Source organism: Ramlibacter albus, assembly GCF_014297445.1.
Taxonomy (GTDB): Bacteria; Pseudomonadota; Gammaproteobacteria; order Burkholderiales; family Burkholderiaceae_C; genus Ramlibacter; species Ramlibacter albus.
Genome location: NZ_JACORU010000001.1, coordinates 200,850 through 216,354, shown reverse-complemented (window position 1 = coordinate 216,354; position 15,505 = coordinate 200,850). Strand labels below are relative to the sequence as shown.

General features: G+C 62.9%; 15 protein-coding genes. 2 read left to right on the top strand and 13 right to left on the bottom strand.

Translation table 11 applies throughout. The features are described 5' to 3' along the window. Positions 1–18 precede the first annotated feature (18 nt). Positions 19–1,563, top strand: coding sequence for a class I adenylate-forming enzyme family protein (locus tag H8R02_RS00960; RefSeq protein ID WP_187079478.1), 1,545 nt, complete (start codon positions 19–21; stop codon positions 1,561–1,563). A gap of 29 nt (positions 1,564–1,592) precedes the next feature. Here the strand turns inward: H8R02_RS00960 and H8R02_RS00955 are convergent, their stop codons facing one another. Genes H8R02_RS00955 through H8R02_RS00895 form a run of 13 tightly spaced genes read right to left on the bottom strand, consistent with a single transcriptional unit; the run spans position 1,593 to position 14,540 of the window. Next, the gene (locus H8R02_RS00955) at positions 1,593–2,564 is read right to left on the bottom strand and encodes a Bug family tripartite tricarboxylate transporter substrate binding protein (protein ID WP_187079477.1); all 972 of its coding nucleotides are present in this window, start codon (positions 2,562–2,564) and stop codon (positions 1,593–1,595) included. After that, positions 2,561–2,950, bottom strand: coding sequence for a Zn-ribbon domain-containing OB-fold protein (locus tag H8R02_RS00950; protein WP_187079476.1), 390 nt, complete (start codon positions 2,948–2,950; stop codon positions 2,561–2,563). Before H8R02_RS00950 ends, H8R02_RS00955 begins: the two co-directional genes overlap by 4 nt. After that, positions 2,947–4,122: a thiolase family protein gene (locus H8R02_RS00945; protein WP_187079475.1), complete on the bottom strand. Its 1,176-nt coding sequence runs from the start codon at positions 4,120–4,122 to the stop codon at positions 2,947–2,949. Before H8R02_RS00945 ends, H8R02_RS00950 begins: the two co-directional genes overlap by 4 nt. Then, positions 4,119–5,687, bottom strand: coding sequence for a class I adenylate-forming enzyme family protein (locus H8R02_RS00940; protein WP_187079474.1), 1,569 nt, complete (start codon positions 5,685–5,687; stop codon positions 4,119–4,121). The genes H8R02_RS00945 and H8R02_RS00940 overlap by 4 nt, the downstream gene beginning before the upstream one ends. A gap of 25 nt (positions 5,688–5,712) precedes the next feature. Then, positions 5,713–6,246 carry an aromatic-ring-hydroxylating dioxygenase subunit beta gene (locus H8R02_RS00935; protein ID WP_187079473.1) on the bottom strand — a complete coding sequence of 178 codons (534 nt, stop codon included), beginning with the start codon at positions 6,244–6,246 and terminating at the stop codon, positions 5,713–5,715. A gap of 28 nt (positions 6,247–6,274) precedes the next feature. After that, the gene (locus H8R02_RS00930; protein WP_187079472.1) at positions 6,275–7,243 is read right to left on the bottom strand and encodes a Bug family tripartite tricarboxylate transporter substrate binding protein; all 969 of its coding nucleotides are present in this window, start codon (positions 7,241–7,243) and stop codon (positions 6,275–6,277) included. Next, positions 7,240–8,823 carry a class I adenylate-forming enzyme family protein gene (locus H8R02_RS00925; RefSeq protein WP_187079471.1) on the bottom strand — a complete coding sequence of 528 codons (1,584 nt, stop codon included), beginning with the start codon at positions 8,821–8,823 and terminating at the stop codon, positions 7,240–7,242. The genes H8R02_RS00930 and H8R02_RS00925 overlap by 4 nt, the downstream gene beginning before the upstream one ends. Positions 8,824–8,827: 4 nt before the next feature. Next, positions 8,828–10,111 (bottom strand): aromatic ring-hydroxylating oxygenase subunit alpha, encoded by a 1,284-nt coding sequence (locus tag H8R02_RS00920; RefSeq protein WP_187079470.1) that lies wholly within the window; start codon positions 10,109–10,111, stop codon positions 8,828–8,830. A gap of 32 nt (positions 10,112–10,143) precedes the next feature. Next, positions 10,144–11,061, bottom strand: a complete 918-nt coding sequence (locus H8R02_RS00915) for a VOC family protein (protein WP_187079469.1) — start codon at positions 11,059–11,061, stop codon at positions 10,144–10,146. Between the two features lie 2 nt (positions 11,062–11,063). After that, positions 11,064–11,891, bottom strand: a complete 828-nt coding sequence (locus H8R02_RS00910) for an alpha/beta fold hydrolase (protein WP_187079468.1) — start codon at positions 11,889–11,891, stop codon at positions 11,064–11,066. After that, complete coding sequence (locus tag H8R02_RS00905) at positions 11,888–12,829, bottom strand: PdxA family dehydrogenase (RefSeq protein ID WP_187079467.1); 942 nt, start codon at positions 12,827–12,829, stop codon at positions 11,888–11,890. Before H8R02_RS00905 ends, H8R02_RS00910 begins: the two co-directional genes overlap by 4 nt. Further along, positions 12,826–13,302 carry an aromatic-ring-hydroxylating dioxygenase subunit beta gene (locus H8R02_RS00900; RefSeq protein ID WP_187079466.1) on the bottom strand — a complete coding sequence of 159 codons (477 nt, stop codon included), beginning with the start codon at positions 13,300–13,302 and terminating at the stop codon, positions 12,826–12,828. Before H8R02_RS00900 ends, H8R02_RS00905 begins: the two co-directional genes overlap by 4 nt. Next, positions 13,302–14,540 (bottom strand): aromatic ring-hydroxylating oxygenase subunit alpha, encoded by a 1,239-nt coding sequence (locus H8R02_RS00895; protein ID WP_187079465.1) that lies wholly within the window; start codon positions 14,538–14,540, stop codon positions 13,302–13,304. Before H8R02_RS00895 ends, H8R02_RS00900 begins: the two co-directional genes overlap by 1 nt. Before the next feature lie 110 nt (positions 14,541–14,650). Here H8R02_RS00895 and H8R02_RS00890 point away from each other — a divergent pair, with 110 nt between their 5' ends. Beyond that, the gene (locus H8R02_RS00890) at positions 14,651–15,478 is read left to right on the top strand and encodes an IclR family transcriptional regulator (protein ID WP_187079464.1); all 828 of its coding nucleotides are present in this window, start codon (positions 14,651–14,653) and stop codon (positions 15,476–15,478) included. The last annotated feature ends 27 nt before the right edge of the window (positions 15,479–15,505 follow it).

Here is a 15,505-nt window from a genome sequence, read left to right as displayed (position 1 = left end):
CGTTGAACGCGAACTCCAATGAGCACGCTTGCTGAAATGATTTCCGCCTGCGGGCGAAACCTGCCCCTGAAGACGGCTTTCGTCCAAGGCACGAGAACGGCCACCTGGAAGCAGGTGGACGAACGGTCTTCGCGTTTTGCGAGTGCTTTGGCCGATTTAGGCATTCGTCGGGGTGATGCGGTGGCCATCCTGTCGCAGGAGCGCATCGAGGTCTACGAGCACTGGTTCGGCTGCATCAAGGCGGGTGCGATGCGCGTAGGCATCAATTGGCGCTACTCAGTGCGCGAGATGCAGCATATTCTGGTCGACTGTCGGCCCAAGCTGCTGCTGGTGGATGCACATTGCGCTGCATCAGTGCCCGCTTTAGCACCGACTTTGGCAGCCCTTGGCTGCAAGGTGGTCGGCTTCGGCGACGGGCACGGGCAGTTGCTGGATTACGAAGCTCTTCTTTCGACGACATCACCCGCGCGCGAGCCGGTACCGTACACGGGCGACGAAACCGTTCTGATCACATACACCTCCGGGACGACCGGTTTCCCCAAGGGCGTCATGGTGAGCGAGCGTGCTGTACGCAAGGCGATCCTCTATACCGCCCTGTTTTCCGGAGTTTCGGCGGACGACGTCTGGTATCGCCCGAATCAGTCTTCCTGGATCGTTTTGATCGGCAATTCCTGTGGACTCGCGAACGGGGTGACGATGGTCATCCCGGACGGTGTTTTCGAGGTCAAGGCTTTTTTGCGCGATATCGAGCGGCTTCGGGTTTCTGTTGCGCTGCTGGTACCGACCAGCCTGCAGCGCATGCTCGATGAGTGCCGCGACGGGACGTACGATTTGTCGTCTCTGCGCACGCTCATCTATGGAGGGGGTCCGATCTCGCCCCGCTTGCTGCGACGTGCTCAAGAAGAGCTGCGCTGCAGGATGGTGCAGGTGTACGGGCTGACCGAGGCGACTTGGGTCAGCTACCTGCGTGATGGCGACCACGTGTCCGGGCTGGCTGAGCGTCCCGCCCTGCTTGAATCGGCCGGCACCATCGCCACGCACTTCGAAGCCAGTATTCGCGACGAGGACGGGCAACCGGTCCCCAGTGGAAGCATCGGAACGTTGTGGCTGCGCGGCCCCTGCGTAATGAGCGGCTATCTGAACCTGCCCGAACTGACGGCAAGTGTGCTGAAGCCGGACGGATGGCTAATCACACACGACATGGGCTACCTTGATGATTCGGGCTATCTGTTCCTGAAGGACCGAAAAAACTTTCTCATCGTGACCGGAGGTGTCAACGTCTACGGTTCGGCAGTAGAGGCCGTTCTAGCGGAACACCCCGCAATCAGCGAAGTCGCCGTGGTCGGGCTGCCGGACGAACGTTGGGGAGAGACAGTCGCTGCTGTCGTGGTCGTAGTGCCAGGGGGGGAGATTGACCTTGCCGGGCTGAGAAGCTTCTGCGAGGGAAAGCTCGCACGCATGGAGATCCCCAAACGACTATTCACCGTCCTCGAACTGCCGCGCACGTTCACTGGCAAGATCGACAAGGTCAGCATCCGTAGTTCACTGCTGGAGCAGGACTGATGGCCCTGCTCCTGAAGCCCGAAGCGCCGCTATGACAAGGTGATTCCCGACTTCCGGACCACCGGGCGCCAACGATCGCGCTCGGTCTGAATCAACCTGGCGAACTCGGCGGTGCTGCCGCCCAAGGGTTGCTGACCCGCACCTTCGAGCCACTTGCGCATGGTCGAATCCTGGACCGCCTCGTTCAACGCGGCATTGAGCCGGGCAATCACCGGCTGCGGCGTGCCTGCAACGCCGACCACGCCGAACCATGCCGTCATGTCGAAGTCGGCGATGCCCGCTTCGGCAAAGGTCGGAACTTGGGGCACAAGCGGGGAGCGTTGCCGTGTCGGGATGGCGATGGCGCGCAGCTTGCCCGCCTGCAGGAGAGGAAGCGAGTCGCTGAGGAGAGCAAACAGCATCGTGGTCCGCCCGCCGATCAGGTCGGTCGTGGCGGGCCCGGAACCCTGGTATGGAACGTGGATCATGTCGATGCCTGCCTGTTCCTTGAGCAACTCTCCGCCAAGGTGCGATGCGTGTCCAAGTCCTGGCGACGCGAACGCCAGCTTGCCGGGTTGCGCCTTTGCCAGCGCGATGAGTTCCGGCAGTGTTCGCGCCGGAACGTCGTTGTTCACTACCAGGATATAGGGCAAGCTGGAAATCAGGCCAATGGGTACAAAGTCGCGTTCCGCGTTGTACGGGAGGCTCTTGTAGACCAGCGGATTCAGGATGGCCGTGCTCGTCGAGATGAGGCCGATCGAGTATCCGTCGGCGGCCTGCTTCGACAGGTATTCGAGCCCGATGTTGCCCGCCGCTCCGGCCCGGTTTTCGACAACGATGGTTTGGCCGAGGTTGCGGGACATGCGCTCAGTGGTCTGACGCGAGATGGCATCGCTGCCCGCGCCCGGGGGAAAAGGGCAAACGAATTTGATGGGTTTGGACGGGAAGGCCTGGGCGGAGGCCGGACCCGCGAGGGAGCTTGCGGCGAGAGCGCCTGCAAGAAACGTGCGTCTGTCGATCATTGATCTCTCCTGGGTTGAGTTCTGAAAACTAGTGAGCCAGCGCTGTCGAATTCGGCGAACACCGGCATGCCGACACGCAAGTCTTCCTCGGCGGGCAGGGCGCACGATAATCGGGGGCCCTCGTCCAACTGCACAATCGCAACGGCATAGGGGGGCTCGCGGTCCGCGTAGCCGATGCGATAGATGCTGAAGGTATGGACCGTCGCTTGGCCCGAGGCGGTGCACCATTCAAGGCCCGCTCGGGGGTGATCGGGGCACAGGCGCTGCGTATAAGCCAAGACGCTGCTGCAAACAGGGCATTTTGCAACCAGCAGGCGCCGCTTTGCCAAGCCATCGGTGAACGCGCGCTCGTGGGCGGTGTGATGGCCGTAGGTCTGGCCGCTCATAAAGCCTCCTTCGGGCTCAGCAGCATCGCCGCGTGGTAGTCCATTCGTCCGCCGTTGCCGGTGACCAGGATAAGTTCGTTGCGCGGGCTCTGGCGTTCACCGGCGTGTCCCCGCGCCTGGACCACCGCCTCGGCTACCGGCGTCATTCCCTGCAGATAGAAGCCTGACAGATGCCCGCCTCCGGTGGCCACAGGCAAGGTCCCGCCCGGAGATGTGGCTCCGGACGCGACGAATGACGTCGCTTCGCCGCGTCCGCACAGTTGGTAGTCCTCCAGCGCCTGCAAGCCCACGTAGGAAAAGGCGTCGTAGAGCTGCGCCATCTGGACGTCTGCGGACGTGACGCGTGCCTGGCGCCACAAGGATTCAGCGGCAAGACGCGCGCCGGTCTCGAGTTCGGGTTCGTCGCCGGCAAAGGGTCGCAATCCTGCGTGCCCTTGGCCGCAGGCGTGAACATAGACCGGTGGCTGCCGCAAGTCGCGTGCGCGCGCCGCCGAGCAAACGAGCACGGCAATGGCGCCATTGACGGGGTAAGCGCAGTCGAGAACGCGGAAAGGCTCCGCGATCATCCGAGACTGACGATAGCCTTCGATGTCCAGAGGCTCGCGGAGAAAGGCACTTGGGTGGAGGCTCGCCCATCGCCGACATGCCACCGCGTAGCAGCCGAGGGCATCGGGGGCCAACGCGTACCGCGCCAGGTAGCGCTGCGCGGCTAATGCGTAGGGCCCGGCGGCACCATACAGGCCGCTGCGTGCCTCCATTCCGTCGATGCCTGTGAGGTTCATGACCCGGTTGTAAGCCGCCGAGCCCGACTGGGTGGCGCCTCCGAGGGGCGAATCACCAAAGACGCACAACACCAGGTCGGCCAACCCGTTGGCGATCTGCAGGGAGGCAGCCTGGATGATGCCAACCGACGATGCGCCTTCCATGTTCAGGTCGCCGAGCAATCGGAGGTCGCCCAGGCCGAGGTCGAGGCGAAGCCGAAGCGGCAACTCCGAAGTCGGTTTGGAAGGGCTGCGGCAGACCAGGAGACCCTGCAAGTCCCGAAGAGCGACACCGGCGTCTTCGACGCAGGCGATGGCGGCGGCGATCGCCAGGTCGCGCGTCGAGCCGATGTCGGTGCGGGCCATGGGCGACATGCCGAGGCCGGCGATCGCTGTGGCGCACTTCGTCATGCGCCGCTCCTTTCCAGGGCCGAAGCTGCGCCCCAAGGCAGGTCGGATTGGCGGTCACGAGCCCATGCCAACACCGCGCGCTTGTCGACTTTCGACGTCACCGTTCTCGGAAGGGCGTCGATCGAAAAGACGTGCTTGGGCAACTCCATTCTGCTTAGCCGATCGCGCGCAAATTCCCCAATCTCCTTGACGTCGGGAACGGGCCGGCCGCTCCGCGCAACTACCACGGCCACGACCGCCTCTCCCCATTCCGGATGCGGCAGCCCCACCACGGCGATTTCGGCAATGTCGGGGTGGTCCGCAAGCACTGCCTCGACACTCGCCGGAAATACGTTAACTGCTCCGGTGATGATCATGAACTTCTTGCGATCCACGAGATAAAGGTAGCCCTCATCGTCGAACCGACCGATGTCGTTGGTATGCAGCCAACCGCCGCCAAGCGCTTCTTCGGTTTCCTTCGGCAGGTTGCGGTAACCCAACATCGTCGTTTCCCCGCGCAGCCAGACTTCTCCCGTTTCGCCGGTCGGGACCTCCCGTCCGTCGTTGTCTCGCAGGGACATTTGGTACATGGCGCCGACACGCCCCGCCGAGGACAGCAGCCGTGCGTCGCCGGCCAGGGCCCGAAGGTGGTCCTTGGGTGTCAGATGGGACACCCAGCCGCCTTCGGTCATTCCGTAGGTTTGCATCAGCTGGCAGCGCAGCGTTCCCATGATGCGCTCCAGGAGGCTTCGGGGAGCGGGAGAAGATCCATACATCAGGAGACGGAGGCTGTCGAGGGCACTGGGCGCTCCGGCGCACTTGTCCAACAGCCGTCCGGCCAGTGTGGGAACCAGGAGTGCGGCGGACACTTCATGCTGCTGCACTTCATCCACAAAGCGATCGATGTCGAAAGCTCCGTCCATCACGACCGTGGTCATGCCATTGGCGAGCCCGATCATGTTCAGCACGCAGGCCATCCAAGAAGAAGCGATGGCACCGTACCAGACGTCGTCGGTAGTGAGGCCGCGGGAAACGGCGCCCTGCAGGATGATCAGGGCGACGCTGCGGTGGCTGTGGACGACACCTTTGGGGGCGCCGGTCGAACCGGACGTATAGCTGATGACAAGCGGATCGGCAGGCTGCAGCGCCGGATGCGCGACGCTTGGCGCGCGGCGAAGCAGCGTCTCGTAGTCGAGCGGCTGCGAGTGTTCCCCATAGCCGATGACGGTGATCCCCTCGATCCCGGAAAACGCCAGCGCCGCCCGCAGGAGCGCTTCGCTGCGGCCGTCTACGAGTACGCAACGGGCGCCCGAATCCGCCAGGATATGCGCGACCTCCGCCGGCGCGTAGCGCCAGTTGATGCCCACGCGCACCAGACCAAGCTTCATGCAGGCGAAGTAGTGTTCGTAGATTTCAAGCCGCTCCTGTCCCAGGATCGCGACGGACTCACCGACGGCCAGCCCCAGCGCGGCCAGGGCACCGGCAAGGCGCTCCGACCGCTGCTCCATTTCACCCCAGGTCCGGGAGACTTGGCCACAAACATATGCGTGACGCCCTGCGAAATTACGGGCGACGCGCGAGAGCATCGTTCTTGGCAGAAGCATGGGGCGGTCAGATCAGGAAAGCGAGGCTCGGGATCGGTGCGCTGGCATCGACGAGATCCACGCGCTTGTAGTACATGCGAAAGCCATCGTCACCGTGGTGGCGGAGCCGGTACTCGTAGCGACCCGCCCAGAGGTGCATGCGATGCACGGATTGCGCCCGGAATTCGTGAATCACGAAGTTGCAGCCGACACGCATCTCCGTACCGGAGATGCGCTCCAATTCGATGTTGGACAGGTGCCGCCGCATGGGGGAGATCGGTTGCTGGGCCAGACGGCGGCCGGTCTTCAGCTGGGCGATCCGGTTGGCCAGGCGCCTGCGGTTGTCGGCGATCAATGACGCCGTCTGGTCGGGATGCGGATGGGGGTGCGCAATCGGCACCCAGTAAAGCATTTCGTCCCGATCCACGAGGCCTTCCCATTCGTCGTAGCGTGATTCGTCCGCATACTTCGCCTCCGAGAACAGGAAGGCGAGCACGCCCTGCCGGTCCTTGTCCGAGATGTCCCCGGTCGTGGCTACCGCTTCACAAACAGCTGTAGTCATGGATTGGTGTTCCTTTCGCTTGCTTCTGTTAACTGGTGATGCCGGTTTCGCGAACGAGCCGACTCCACTTATCGTGTTCCCGCGCCAGGAGCTCACCGAACTGCCGCGGCGACTCCGTCACGGGCACGATTCCGAAACTGGCGAAGTCGGCCCGGACCTCCGGCGAGTCGGTAATGGCGTTGAAGTGCCCATTCAGCTGCTCGACAATGGTGCGGGGCACCTTCGCCGAAGCGACAAATCCGAAGAACCCTGCGGCACTGAAATCCGGGTAGCCGGCTTCGGCAATGGTGGGGACGTCGGGGAGCTGACTCGAGCGCTGCCGGTTCGCTACCGCGATCGCCTTCAGCTTTCCCGACTTCACCAGTGGGGCGGCGATTTCCACCGAAACGAAGGCTGTGGCCAGGGTGCCTGCCATCAGGTCGACCACCATCGGCGATTCTCCTTTGTAGGGCACGTGTTGCACCTTGAAGCCCGCTGCCCGGGAGAACAATTCCATGGTGAGGTGCGACAACGACGCATTGCCGGCGGAGCCGTAGAACATCGGCTGCGGGCGGCCGTTGGCGACTTTGATCAGACCCGAGAGACTTTGAGCGTCGATGTTTGGCGCAGCCACGAGCACGAAAGGGTGAATCTCCGCGATGCGAGCAAGCGGCGCGAGGTCTGTGAGCTCATACGGCAGGGACTTGGAGAGAATGGGATTGACAACGGCTGGCCCGATGAAGGTGAAGCCGAGGGTGTAGCCATCACCTGGCGCCTTGGCTACGCTGTCCATGGCGAGCGCGCCGCCACCCCCGGGCTTGTTTTCAACGACCACCGCCTGGGACACCCTCGTGCTCAGGTGCCGGGCAAACAAGCGGGTCACCCGGTCGGCTAAGCCCCCGGGTGCGATTGGCGTCACGACACGAATGGGGCGGCTGGGATAATTGTCGGCCCATCCGTGCCGAGCCCAGGGAACTGCTGCCGCAGCGGCGAGCAGAGCAAACGAGCGTCGTTTCATAGGTGATCCTCGGGTTGAAGCTTCCACGGGAGAAGATGGACATTTCGGGAGAGCCAATCACTCGCGGCGCGCCGGTCCACTTTGCCAGTAGCGGTACGGTCCAATGGGGACCGCAACAGAAACGCTTTTGGACAGGCTGCCTTGCTCATCCGCGTGGCGCAATAGGCGAGGAGATCGGCTGCCGAGCAGTCGGCCTTGGCCGGTTCGATCAAAGCGACCACCGCTTCCCCCCACTCGGGATGCTGCGCACCAAGCACGCAGACTTCCGCCACTGAAGGATGCCCGGACAAGACCTCTTCCACCGCAGTTGGATAGACCTTCACCGCTCCGGTATTGATCTGGAACTGGCGCCGACCGATCAGGAACAGATAGCCGTCATCATCGATCCGCCCGATATCGTTGGTTCGGAACCAGTCACCGTCGAACACGGCTGCGTTCTCTTCCGCCAGATTCAAGTACCCCGTCATCAGCGGCTTGCCTCTGATCCAAATTTCCCCCGGCTCTCCGGGCGCCACGGGTACGCCTTCGTCGGAGCGCAGCGAGAGCGAGAACAAAGTGCTCGGTCTTCCCACGGAAGAGAGCAGCGTCTCATCTGCGGCAATCGCGCGGCGGTGATCTGCCGGTGAAAGGTGGGTCACGCCCCCGCATGTTTCGGTCATGCCATACGTCTGCGTCAACTCACAACCGAATGTGGCGTAGGCGTCGCGGACCAGCTCGGCGGATGCCGGCGAGGAGCCGTACATGATGACCCGCAATGATGAAAGGTCATAGGAAAAGTCACGGCTCGCGTGGATAGCGCGCTTGATCATCGTCGGTACCCAAAGGACCGCGGTGACCTTGAGTCGCTCGATGTCTCTCAAGCACGCGTGGATTTCGAATGCACCGTCGGGAATGGCATGGGTCATCCCGTTCGCCAATCCGAACATCGTCATCATTACCACGATCCACGCGGACTGCGCAGAGACGTAATAGATGTCGTCGTGGGTGAATCCGCGACCGATCACCCCGGAAAGCACCGCGTGCGCAGCCGCAGTGTTGCTGATGATCGCGCCCTTGGGACGGCCCGTCGTCCCGGAGGTATAGCTGTAGAGCAAAGGATGTTCGGGTTCAAGTTCCGGCCATTCCATGTGCTCTGCGCGTCCGGTGACGCCGGCCATTCGTTCCTCGTACGGCGATACCACTGCGCTGGTGCCAAAGACGATGACCCGAACACCGGCCGACTTCAGCTGCTCTTGAATTTGCTGCGCCTGGGCCAACAGTTCGGCCTGCACGAATAGCAGGCGAAGACGAGCGTCGTGCAAGATGTGCGTGAGTTCGGGCGCGGAAAACCGCCAGTTCAGGCTGACCCGCACCGCGCCCAACTTCGCACAAGCGTACAGGTGCTCGTAGACTTCGATCGTTTCGAGCGCCAGGATGCCGACCGCCTCGCCCGCCACGATGCCTTCCTCATGGAGGACGGCAGCCAGGCGAGAACTGCGCGCATCGAGTTCCGACCATGTCACCGAACGAGCCCCACAGAGGTATGCGGCCTTGCGCGGATAGTTCTGCGCGCACTGGCTGAGCATGGCGCGAATCAACACCGGCTCACCCTGCCTGCATCGCCCGCAGATAGTGCGACCAGAAGCCGCGGTTTGTCGTTTCGTCGCTGATATGCCCGATCACTGCCCCGCTGCTGCGCACCTCCCGACTTGTTCCGCGGCTGAGATCGAGCCAGCCGCCCAGACCACCGGCGGCAACCTGCTGCCGCTCCGAAATGATGGAGTCGTCGGCCAGAAGAAAAGACGCCGGGCCCATGGCCGCGACGGATTGACGAATGATCCGGGTGTTCAGCTCGGGCGGCACACCTTCGAGCAGCATCGGCGTGTGCCAGAGCACGCATTCATTCACGGACACGGGCTGGAAGATGCCGATGTTCATCTCGCCAAGGAACAGGTTGGGGAACACGGCCGCGTGCGCCGGCCCGTCCGTAAGCCGGCGCCGCGCTTCGTCGGCGCCGAATTCCCTCGTCATCGCCGACATATACTCCGGCGCCTTTTCCTCGGTGATACCCAGCCAGCGCAGGGGCACCTCGTAAGACGGGGCATGCTCCAGCGCGACGTGCCCGTTTCCCCAGTCGATGGCTTTCGACTTGCGCTGATCTTCGCCCTGCGCGAGCATCTCGTACTGCGAGTCGCTGGCGAAAGTGCGCAGGAAAGATGCGTGCGTGAAGGGCGCGTGGTATCCGTCTGTCGCATTTTCCGGCAGCATCTTCCAGTTGCAGGCGAAGTGCTGCTTGACCCAACCGGCGCCCAGCTTGATCTTCCGTTGCGGCGACAGGAAAACCGACCGTTCGATCAAGTCGGCTGCCGCACCGAGATGCTCGCGCAACGGTGGCGCACCGTCGTCGAAGGTGGCAAACACGAATCCATGAAACAGTTCGGTTCTCGCCGGTTTACGCAGGCCGAGCGTCGACCGGTCCTTTTCCTCCCCTCCCTTCAGCGGAACGCCGATAAGGTCGCCGGAAAGACTGAACGACCACGCGTGGTAGTCGCAGGTGAACGCCCGCGCCTTGCCGTGTTCGAGCGGAACGAGCAGGTTGCCGCGGTGGGAGCACCGGTTGGACAGCACGTTGACCTGTCCGTCGCTCGCGCGCACCATGATGACCGGCTCCAGGCCGAGCATGCGTGTCACGAAGTCCCCAGCTTGAGGTACCTCCGAATCATGCCCGACAAAAACCCAGCCACGGGAGAACAGCCGCGTCATCTCGTCCTCGAAGATGCGGGGATCCGTATACAGGCTGCTGTGAACGGCATCGGGGCGGATCAGGTCAGCATAAGCCGGTCGCGCGGGAGCGCCTTGCGAGACCTGTGGATCTTGGATCGTTTCCATTGCATTAACCCTTCTTTGAGCGCGTCCGTTTTTCAGAGGCCGAAGCCCTTGGCATCCGTCTGGTGGCCGTAGTAGTCGCCGCGGTAGTGCTCCGCTTGGGCGGGCACGTCGCGTCCGTTCCAGCCGAGTTCCCAGACCCACCCAGACGGATTGGCGAAATAGAAGCTGACGGCCCCATCGTTGGAATGCCGCCCCAGCCGCCTGACGATGGGAATGCCTTTTTCCTGCACCAGGTCGAGGGCCCTGCCCAGGTCGTCGAGGCTGGTGTATTCGAACATCAGGTGATTGACACGCTTCTTTCCTTGGTAGCCGCGGCCGAACGACACCGTGTGCTGCCGTCTGTTGCAATGCATGAACACCGGCTTCTTCGGCGGACCACCGGGAACATCGAATATGTATTCCACGCCACCGCGCATGCCGAGCAACTTGTAGAAAGCGTAGGCCGCGTCGGGGTCCGGCTGCGAGAGGAAGCAGTGGCCGAGGCCGTGCTCGCCGGTAAGAAACTTGCCATGCAACGGCCGGCCCGGGTGGAACGGCCGGTGATTTTCGATCTCCGGCCCGAAGAAGATCTCGGTGTCGATTCCTGCCGGGTCGGCCAGCTTCAGCAGGCCAAGGACGTGACGCTCTTGGCAATCCTCCTCGGTACCGCGGCGAAAGGCCATCCCAGCCCGCTCCAGGCGCTGCGCCATGCCATCCAGCGCATCCTGATCGCGCACGCGCCAGCCCACGTGGCGAATGTCGTCGGCAGTGTCGTGCCGTATGTCAATCCGATGATGCCAGGTGTCCAGCCGGAGCTGGAAGCCGCCAGCGGTGCCGTCGCGTGCTTCCATTCCGGCGATGGCAGTCGCGTACTCGCGCCAGGCAGCCAGGTCACTCACGCCGATCCCGACGTAGCCAAGCTCGGTGACATTGTCTGCCGGATCGACCTGCGCGTTGTTGGAACTCTGCATGGTCACCTTCCGAAGAAGTCGATCACAAGGCGGTTGAAGCGCGGTGCCTGGTCGAGGTGACTCCAGTGGCCGCATTGTCCGAACATGTGCAGTTCGGAGCGCGGAATGAGCCGGAACAGCCGTTCGCTCGTTTCGGTGGGCACAACGCGATCCTCGCGACCGTGGATCAGCAGCACCTCGCTCTGGATCGAGCGGATCTGGTCGTCCGGCGTGATCATCGCCAGCATCTTCTGCTCGCGTGTCCCTGGAAACAGCTTTTCGAAGGTAGCCTGGTACCCTGGGCGCATGCTGGTTTCGTATCGCAACTGAACGGCTTCGTCGGTGATGTTCTCGGGCGCGCAGGTGAAGTTCTGCAGCAGCTTGCGCATGCGTTCGACCGCAGGCTCATATCCATGACCTGCATTGAACGCCGGCGGGATCTGGAAGTGCGTTCCCACTGCGCCCATCAGGACGGTGCGGCTCACTCGGTCTGGATGGCGCGCCGTCACCGCGAGCGCCACACCACCGCCGAAGGAGTTGCCAAGCAGATTTGTTTTCTCGATGCCCATCGCATCGAGAAAACGGATGACGTGATCCACCCAGTAATCCAGCGAATAGGAGGCGTCCGTCGGACACGCGCTGTAACCGAAACCGACCATGTCCATGGCAATTGCGCGAAAACTCTTGCCGATTTCCGGCATCGTGTACCGCCAGTTCGCGTAGCCGGAGACGCCGACGCCAGAGCCGTGCAAGAGCAGCACCGGAAAACCGCTGCCTGTTTCGTGGTAGTTCGTCTCGATGCCTCCTGCGTCGATGGTCCGGCCAATGGCCGGGCTGCGTTGTGCTGTCATGCTGGCTCCTGTGCAAGGTGACTGGAAAGAAGGCTGATCGCTTGTTGCAGAGCGGCGGGATCGGCACGCCCGAGGCCCGCAATGTCGTGGGCGCATCCGTGAGCCACACTGGCGAAAATCACGGGAGGCCCGAGCGTCAAGGAGGTCGCTCGCAGTGGGCTCAGCAGCTTCACGGGGATGTGGCCCTGGTCGTGGAACATGGCGAGATAGCCATCATGCGCGCGCTGACTGAGCACGAGGTCGGCCGGCAAGGGACCTTCCACGCGCAAGCCTTCGGCACGCAACTGTTCGGCTGCGGGCTTGGTGACGCGCTCGTCTTCGTCGCCGAAAAGTCCGCCCTCTCCGGCGTGCGGATTGATACCGAACATGGCGAGCCGCGGCCGCTCAACGTGCAGCCGTCGCAGCATCAGATCGGTCGCGCGGGCCGCCTTGCAGACCAACTCAGGTGTCATCCGCGCAAGTGCATGGCCGACGCCTTCGTGCAGCGTGACATGGGAGATGCGCAGTCCGCCCGCCACGAGCATCATGAACGTTTCGTCGGGCGGCGTACCGGTGAGTTGCGCCACCAGCGGCTGGAATCCCGCAAAGCGGATACCCGCCATGTTGACGGCCGTCTCCGAGCATGGGCAGGAGATCACCGCGTCGACTTCTCCCGCGAGGGCCATCGCAACGGCTTCCTCGATGAATCCGACGGTGGCCCTCCCCGCGGCCGCGCTCACTTCACCAGGTCGATAGTCGTCCGGTCCCATGCACTGGACATCACGGGTGGCGAAGGACTCGCGGTTTCCGAAGCGCCGGATGCTGTCTTCCGTCACTCTAGCGGCGCCAACCAACATGATGTCGGCCTCGCTTCGGCACGCGCGAGCGGCCTTGACAGCGATCTCGGGCCCGATACCGTTCGGGTCGCCGAGAGCGACGGCGATGCGGGGCCTGCTCACAACGGAATCGCAAGCAAGGTGTCGATGCGGGAGCTGTCGCAGATCACCTGCCGCTCTGACAGCAGCATCTGGCCGTCGGACCGCACTGCGATGCGGTCGACGTAGCTTCCCGAAGCGAAGATGCTAGTCTCACCCGTGCGCATGATTCGTAGAACGAGAAAGGGAGTCTCACCCTTAAGCGTCTGGTCTACCATGTTTTCCAGCAAGGGAGTTCCGATGACGTGCCGGTAACTCTGGACTTCATAGATGTTGGCACGCTGGAGGGCCTGAACGCGGTCCAGCAGCATCGCCTTGCCCCTCGCATAGATGAGGGACCCTGGCAATCCGCCGAGGAAGTTGTCGCGGGTCGTGACCCGGTACAGGGCATCCTCTGTGAAATACTGCGGCCACTCGTCCAGGAGGCCGGCGTCGAGGCTGCGACCGTACCGCGCATTCAGCCGCGCAGCGAGAAGGCTCGATTCGAGTTCCTGCATCAAAGCTCCATTGCCGTGCGGTAGGCTTTCCAGAAGCCGCGGATGGACGCTTCTGTCGCACGGAAATCCTGGCTCTTGCTCTCCAGGCCACCAAGCTCGATCACCGACTCGTGGTCCGCTGCAGCAGCAATGCCGCGTTGCACGAAGTTGCCCACTGCGCCGTCTTCCATCGACACGTAGCCGGCCGGTCCAACCAGGTTGGCTTGCATCAGTCGCATTTCACGCAAGCGGGGTGAGTCGTCGGCGAAGCCGACGAGAGTCCAGTGCAAGTCCATCGAAGCGGCTCCGGTGGGCACGATCTGGCGCACTGCGATGCAGTTATGGATCTGCTGCAAGACGAATCCGGGAAAGACAGTCAGTATCTGGACCCGAATGCCGTCTCCAATCTCGTCTTCTGAGTCGAGCATCTGCGGTGCATGCAACCTGAAACCGTCCTGGTTCGACCGCTGCTCCGCGTAGGCGGTGTCCGTGCCACGCTCCTCCTCCGGGGCCTTGATGCTCGCGCTCGCATGATGGCCGCCGCTTGGGCTGATTACGACTCCACCCCCTTGGCTCAGGCGAGTGATGTTGAAAGTCGTGAAGAACAGATGCAGCAGGCTGGCGTGATACGTGTCCCGGGCGTTCTCGGCATAGAGCTTCCAGTTGTTCGGCAGCACCTGGGTGAAACGTCCGATGACCTCGAGCGGCTTGAAGAGAACCCGTTCGATCTTTGCGACGATTTCCGGTCCGAGATACTCATCCAGTGGGTCGACATCATCCGCGAAGCTCGCGAACACCAGGCCGGCCAACAGGGCCACCCGAAGCTTGCGCGGCCCATGTTCTTCCTTGCAAAAGCTGGGCGGCATACCGCCGAGGCCGCGCACGCCTTTCTCGAACGCGACGCCCGTGAGGGTGCCCTGGAGATCGTAGGACCACGCGTGATAGACGCACTGGAACTGACGGGCGTTCCCCGCGTTCTCCAGGCAAATCAGCGCACCTCGGTGCGCGCAGCGGTTCTCGAACCCGTAGATTTCACCGTCGAAGTCGCGCGAGATCACCACCGGCGCCTTGCCGATGTGCGTGGTCTTGAAGTCGCCGGGGGCTGCGACTTCCACTTCCAGGCAGACGAAATGCCAGTGCTTGCCCAGGAAGATGCGTCGCTGTTCGTCTTCATCGAAGGCTTCGCGTGAGAAGACGGAGTAGGGGACCCGAGATTCCCCCGCAACGGGCCAACGGATCAATGGAGGTTGTTCGTTCATTGGAGCTGGACGCGGAGATCAAAAAAAGCAGCGTATCGCACGCCGAGACGCTTGTCATGAGGTGCGAGAAACTCTAAGATGGGGTGGAGAGTTTGTCAAGACGCAGAAAAATGAATCCCACCAGGCGATCCGCCGCGAGCACCTCTCCTGAGAGGCATGCCACAGAAACCATCAGGGCAACAACTGGAGGCGTCCAGTCCGTAGGGGTTGCCTTTGCCGTGGTGGAGGAGCTTGCGCATGCATCCGATCCCATCGGGGTGAGCGAACTGGCTCGGCGCTTGGGGCATACGAAAGCGCGCATGCACCGGCATCTGCTCACGCTGCGCGAGCTGGGCTTCGTCGAGAAGGACGCTGCGAGCGACCGTTACCGCCTCGGCTGGAAGCTGTTTCGTCTCGGAATGGCCCTGGGAGAGAATTTCGACCTCCGCCGCACGGCGCATCAACACCTACTGCGCCTCCATGAGCGCGTCGCGCAAACAATCGTGCTTGCGATGCCCGCAGGTGTGCAGGTGGCGGTCGTTGATGCCGTTCAAAGCCGCGCCGATGTGGCAATCACGGTGCGGCCGGGCTCGCTCATGCCGGCGGAGTCCTCTGCAATGGGCCGTGTCATCCTGGCCTTCCAAGCACACGGCACCGAGCACCCTCTTGCACTGGCGGAACGGCTCGCGCTGATCCGGCAACGGTGGTACGAGGTGGCCGTCGACGAGCGGCTGGTCGGCGTGGGCGGTCTGGCGGCACCTGTCTTCGATGAGTCGAATCAAATCGCCGCCGCAGTCGGTATCGTGGCAGTCAGCAACCGGCTACGCGACCCTCCAGAGCCGCAAATGACCGAACTTCTTCAACAGGCTGCAGCCGCCATCTCTTCCGACCTCCGCTCCACACGGTGGCTTGAGATAGGCGGCGCGCCTCGGCGGACCCGCCCGCAACGTGCCGCCTGAAGCGGCGAGCTATCTTGGTAATCCAAA

Coding starts and splice junctions, on each gene's coding strand:
- H8R02_RS00900 (WP_187079466.1), bottom strand. CDS start 13,302: ATGCAGGAACTCGAATCGAGCCTTCTCGCTGCGCGGCTGAATGCGCGG.
- H8R02_RS00935 (WP_187079473.1), bottom strand. CDS start 6,246: ATGACTACAGCTGTTTGTGAAGCGGTAGCCACGACCGGGGACATCTCG.
- H8R02_RS00915 (WP_187079469.1), bottom strand. CDS start 11,061: ATGCAGAGTTCCAACAACGCGCAGGTCGATCCGGCAGACAATGTCACC.
- H8R02_RS00890 (WP_187079464.1), top strand. CDS start 14,651: ATGAATCCCACCAGGCGATCCGCCGCGAGCACCTCTCCTGAGAGGCAT.
- H8R02_RS00920 (WP_187079470.1), bottom strand. CDS start 10,111: ATGGAAACGATCCAAGATCCACAGGTCTCGCAAGGCGCTCCCGCGCGA.
- H8R02_RS00960 (WP_187079478.1), top strand. CDS start 19: ATGAGCACGCTTGCTGAAATGATTTCCGCCTGCGGGCGAAACCTGCCC.
- H8R02_RS00940 (WP_187079474.1), bottom strand. CDS start 5,687: ATGCTCTCGCGCGTCGCCCGTAATTTCGCAGGGCGTCACGCATATGTT.
- H8R02_RS00910 (WP_187079468.1), bottom strand. CDS start 11,891: ATGACAGCACAACGCAGCCCGGCCATTGGCCGGACCATCGACGCAGGA.
- H8R02_RS00945 (WP_187079475.1), bottom strand. CDS start 4,122: ATGACGAAGTGCGCCACAGCGATCGCCGGCCTCGGCATGTCGCCCATG.
- H8R02_RS00955 (WP_187079477.1), bottom strand. CDS start 2,564: ATGATCGACAGACGCACGTTTCTTGCAGGCGCTCTCGCCGCAAGCTCC.
- H8R02_RS00950 (WP_187079476.1), bottom strand. CDS start 2,950: ATGAGCGGCCAGACCTACGGCCATCACACCGCCCACGAGCGCGCGTTC.
- H8R02_RS00930 (WP_187079472.1), bottom strand. CDS start 7,243: ATGAAACGACGCTCGTTTGCTCTGCTCGCCGCTGCGGCAGCAGTTCCC.
- H8R02_RS00895 (WP_187079465.1), bottom strand. CDS start 14,540: ATGAACGAACAACCTCCATTGATCCGTTGGCCCGTTGCGGGGGAATCT.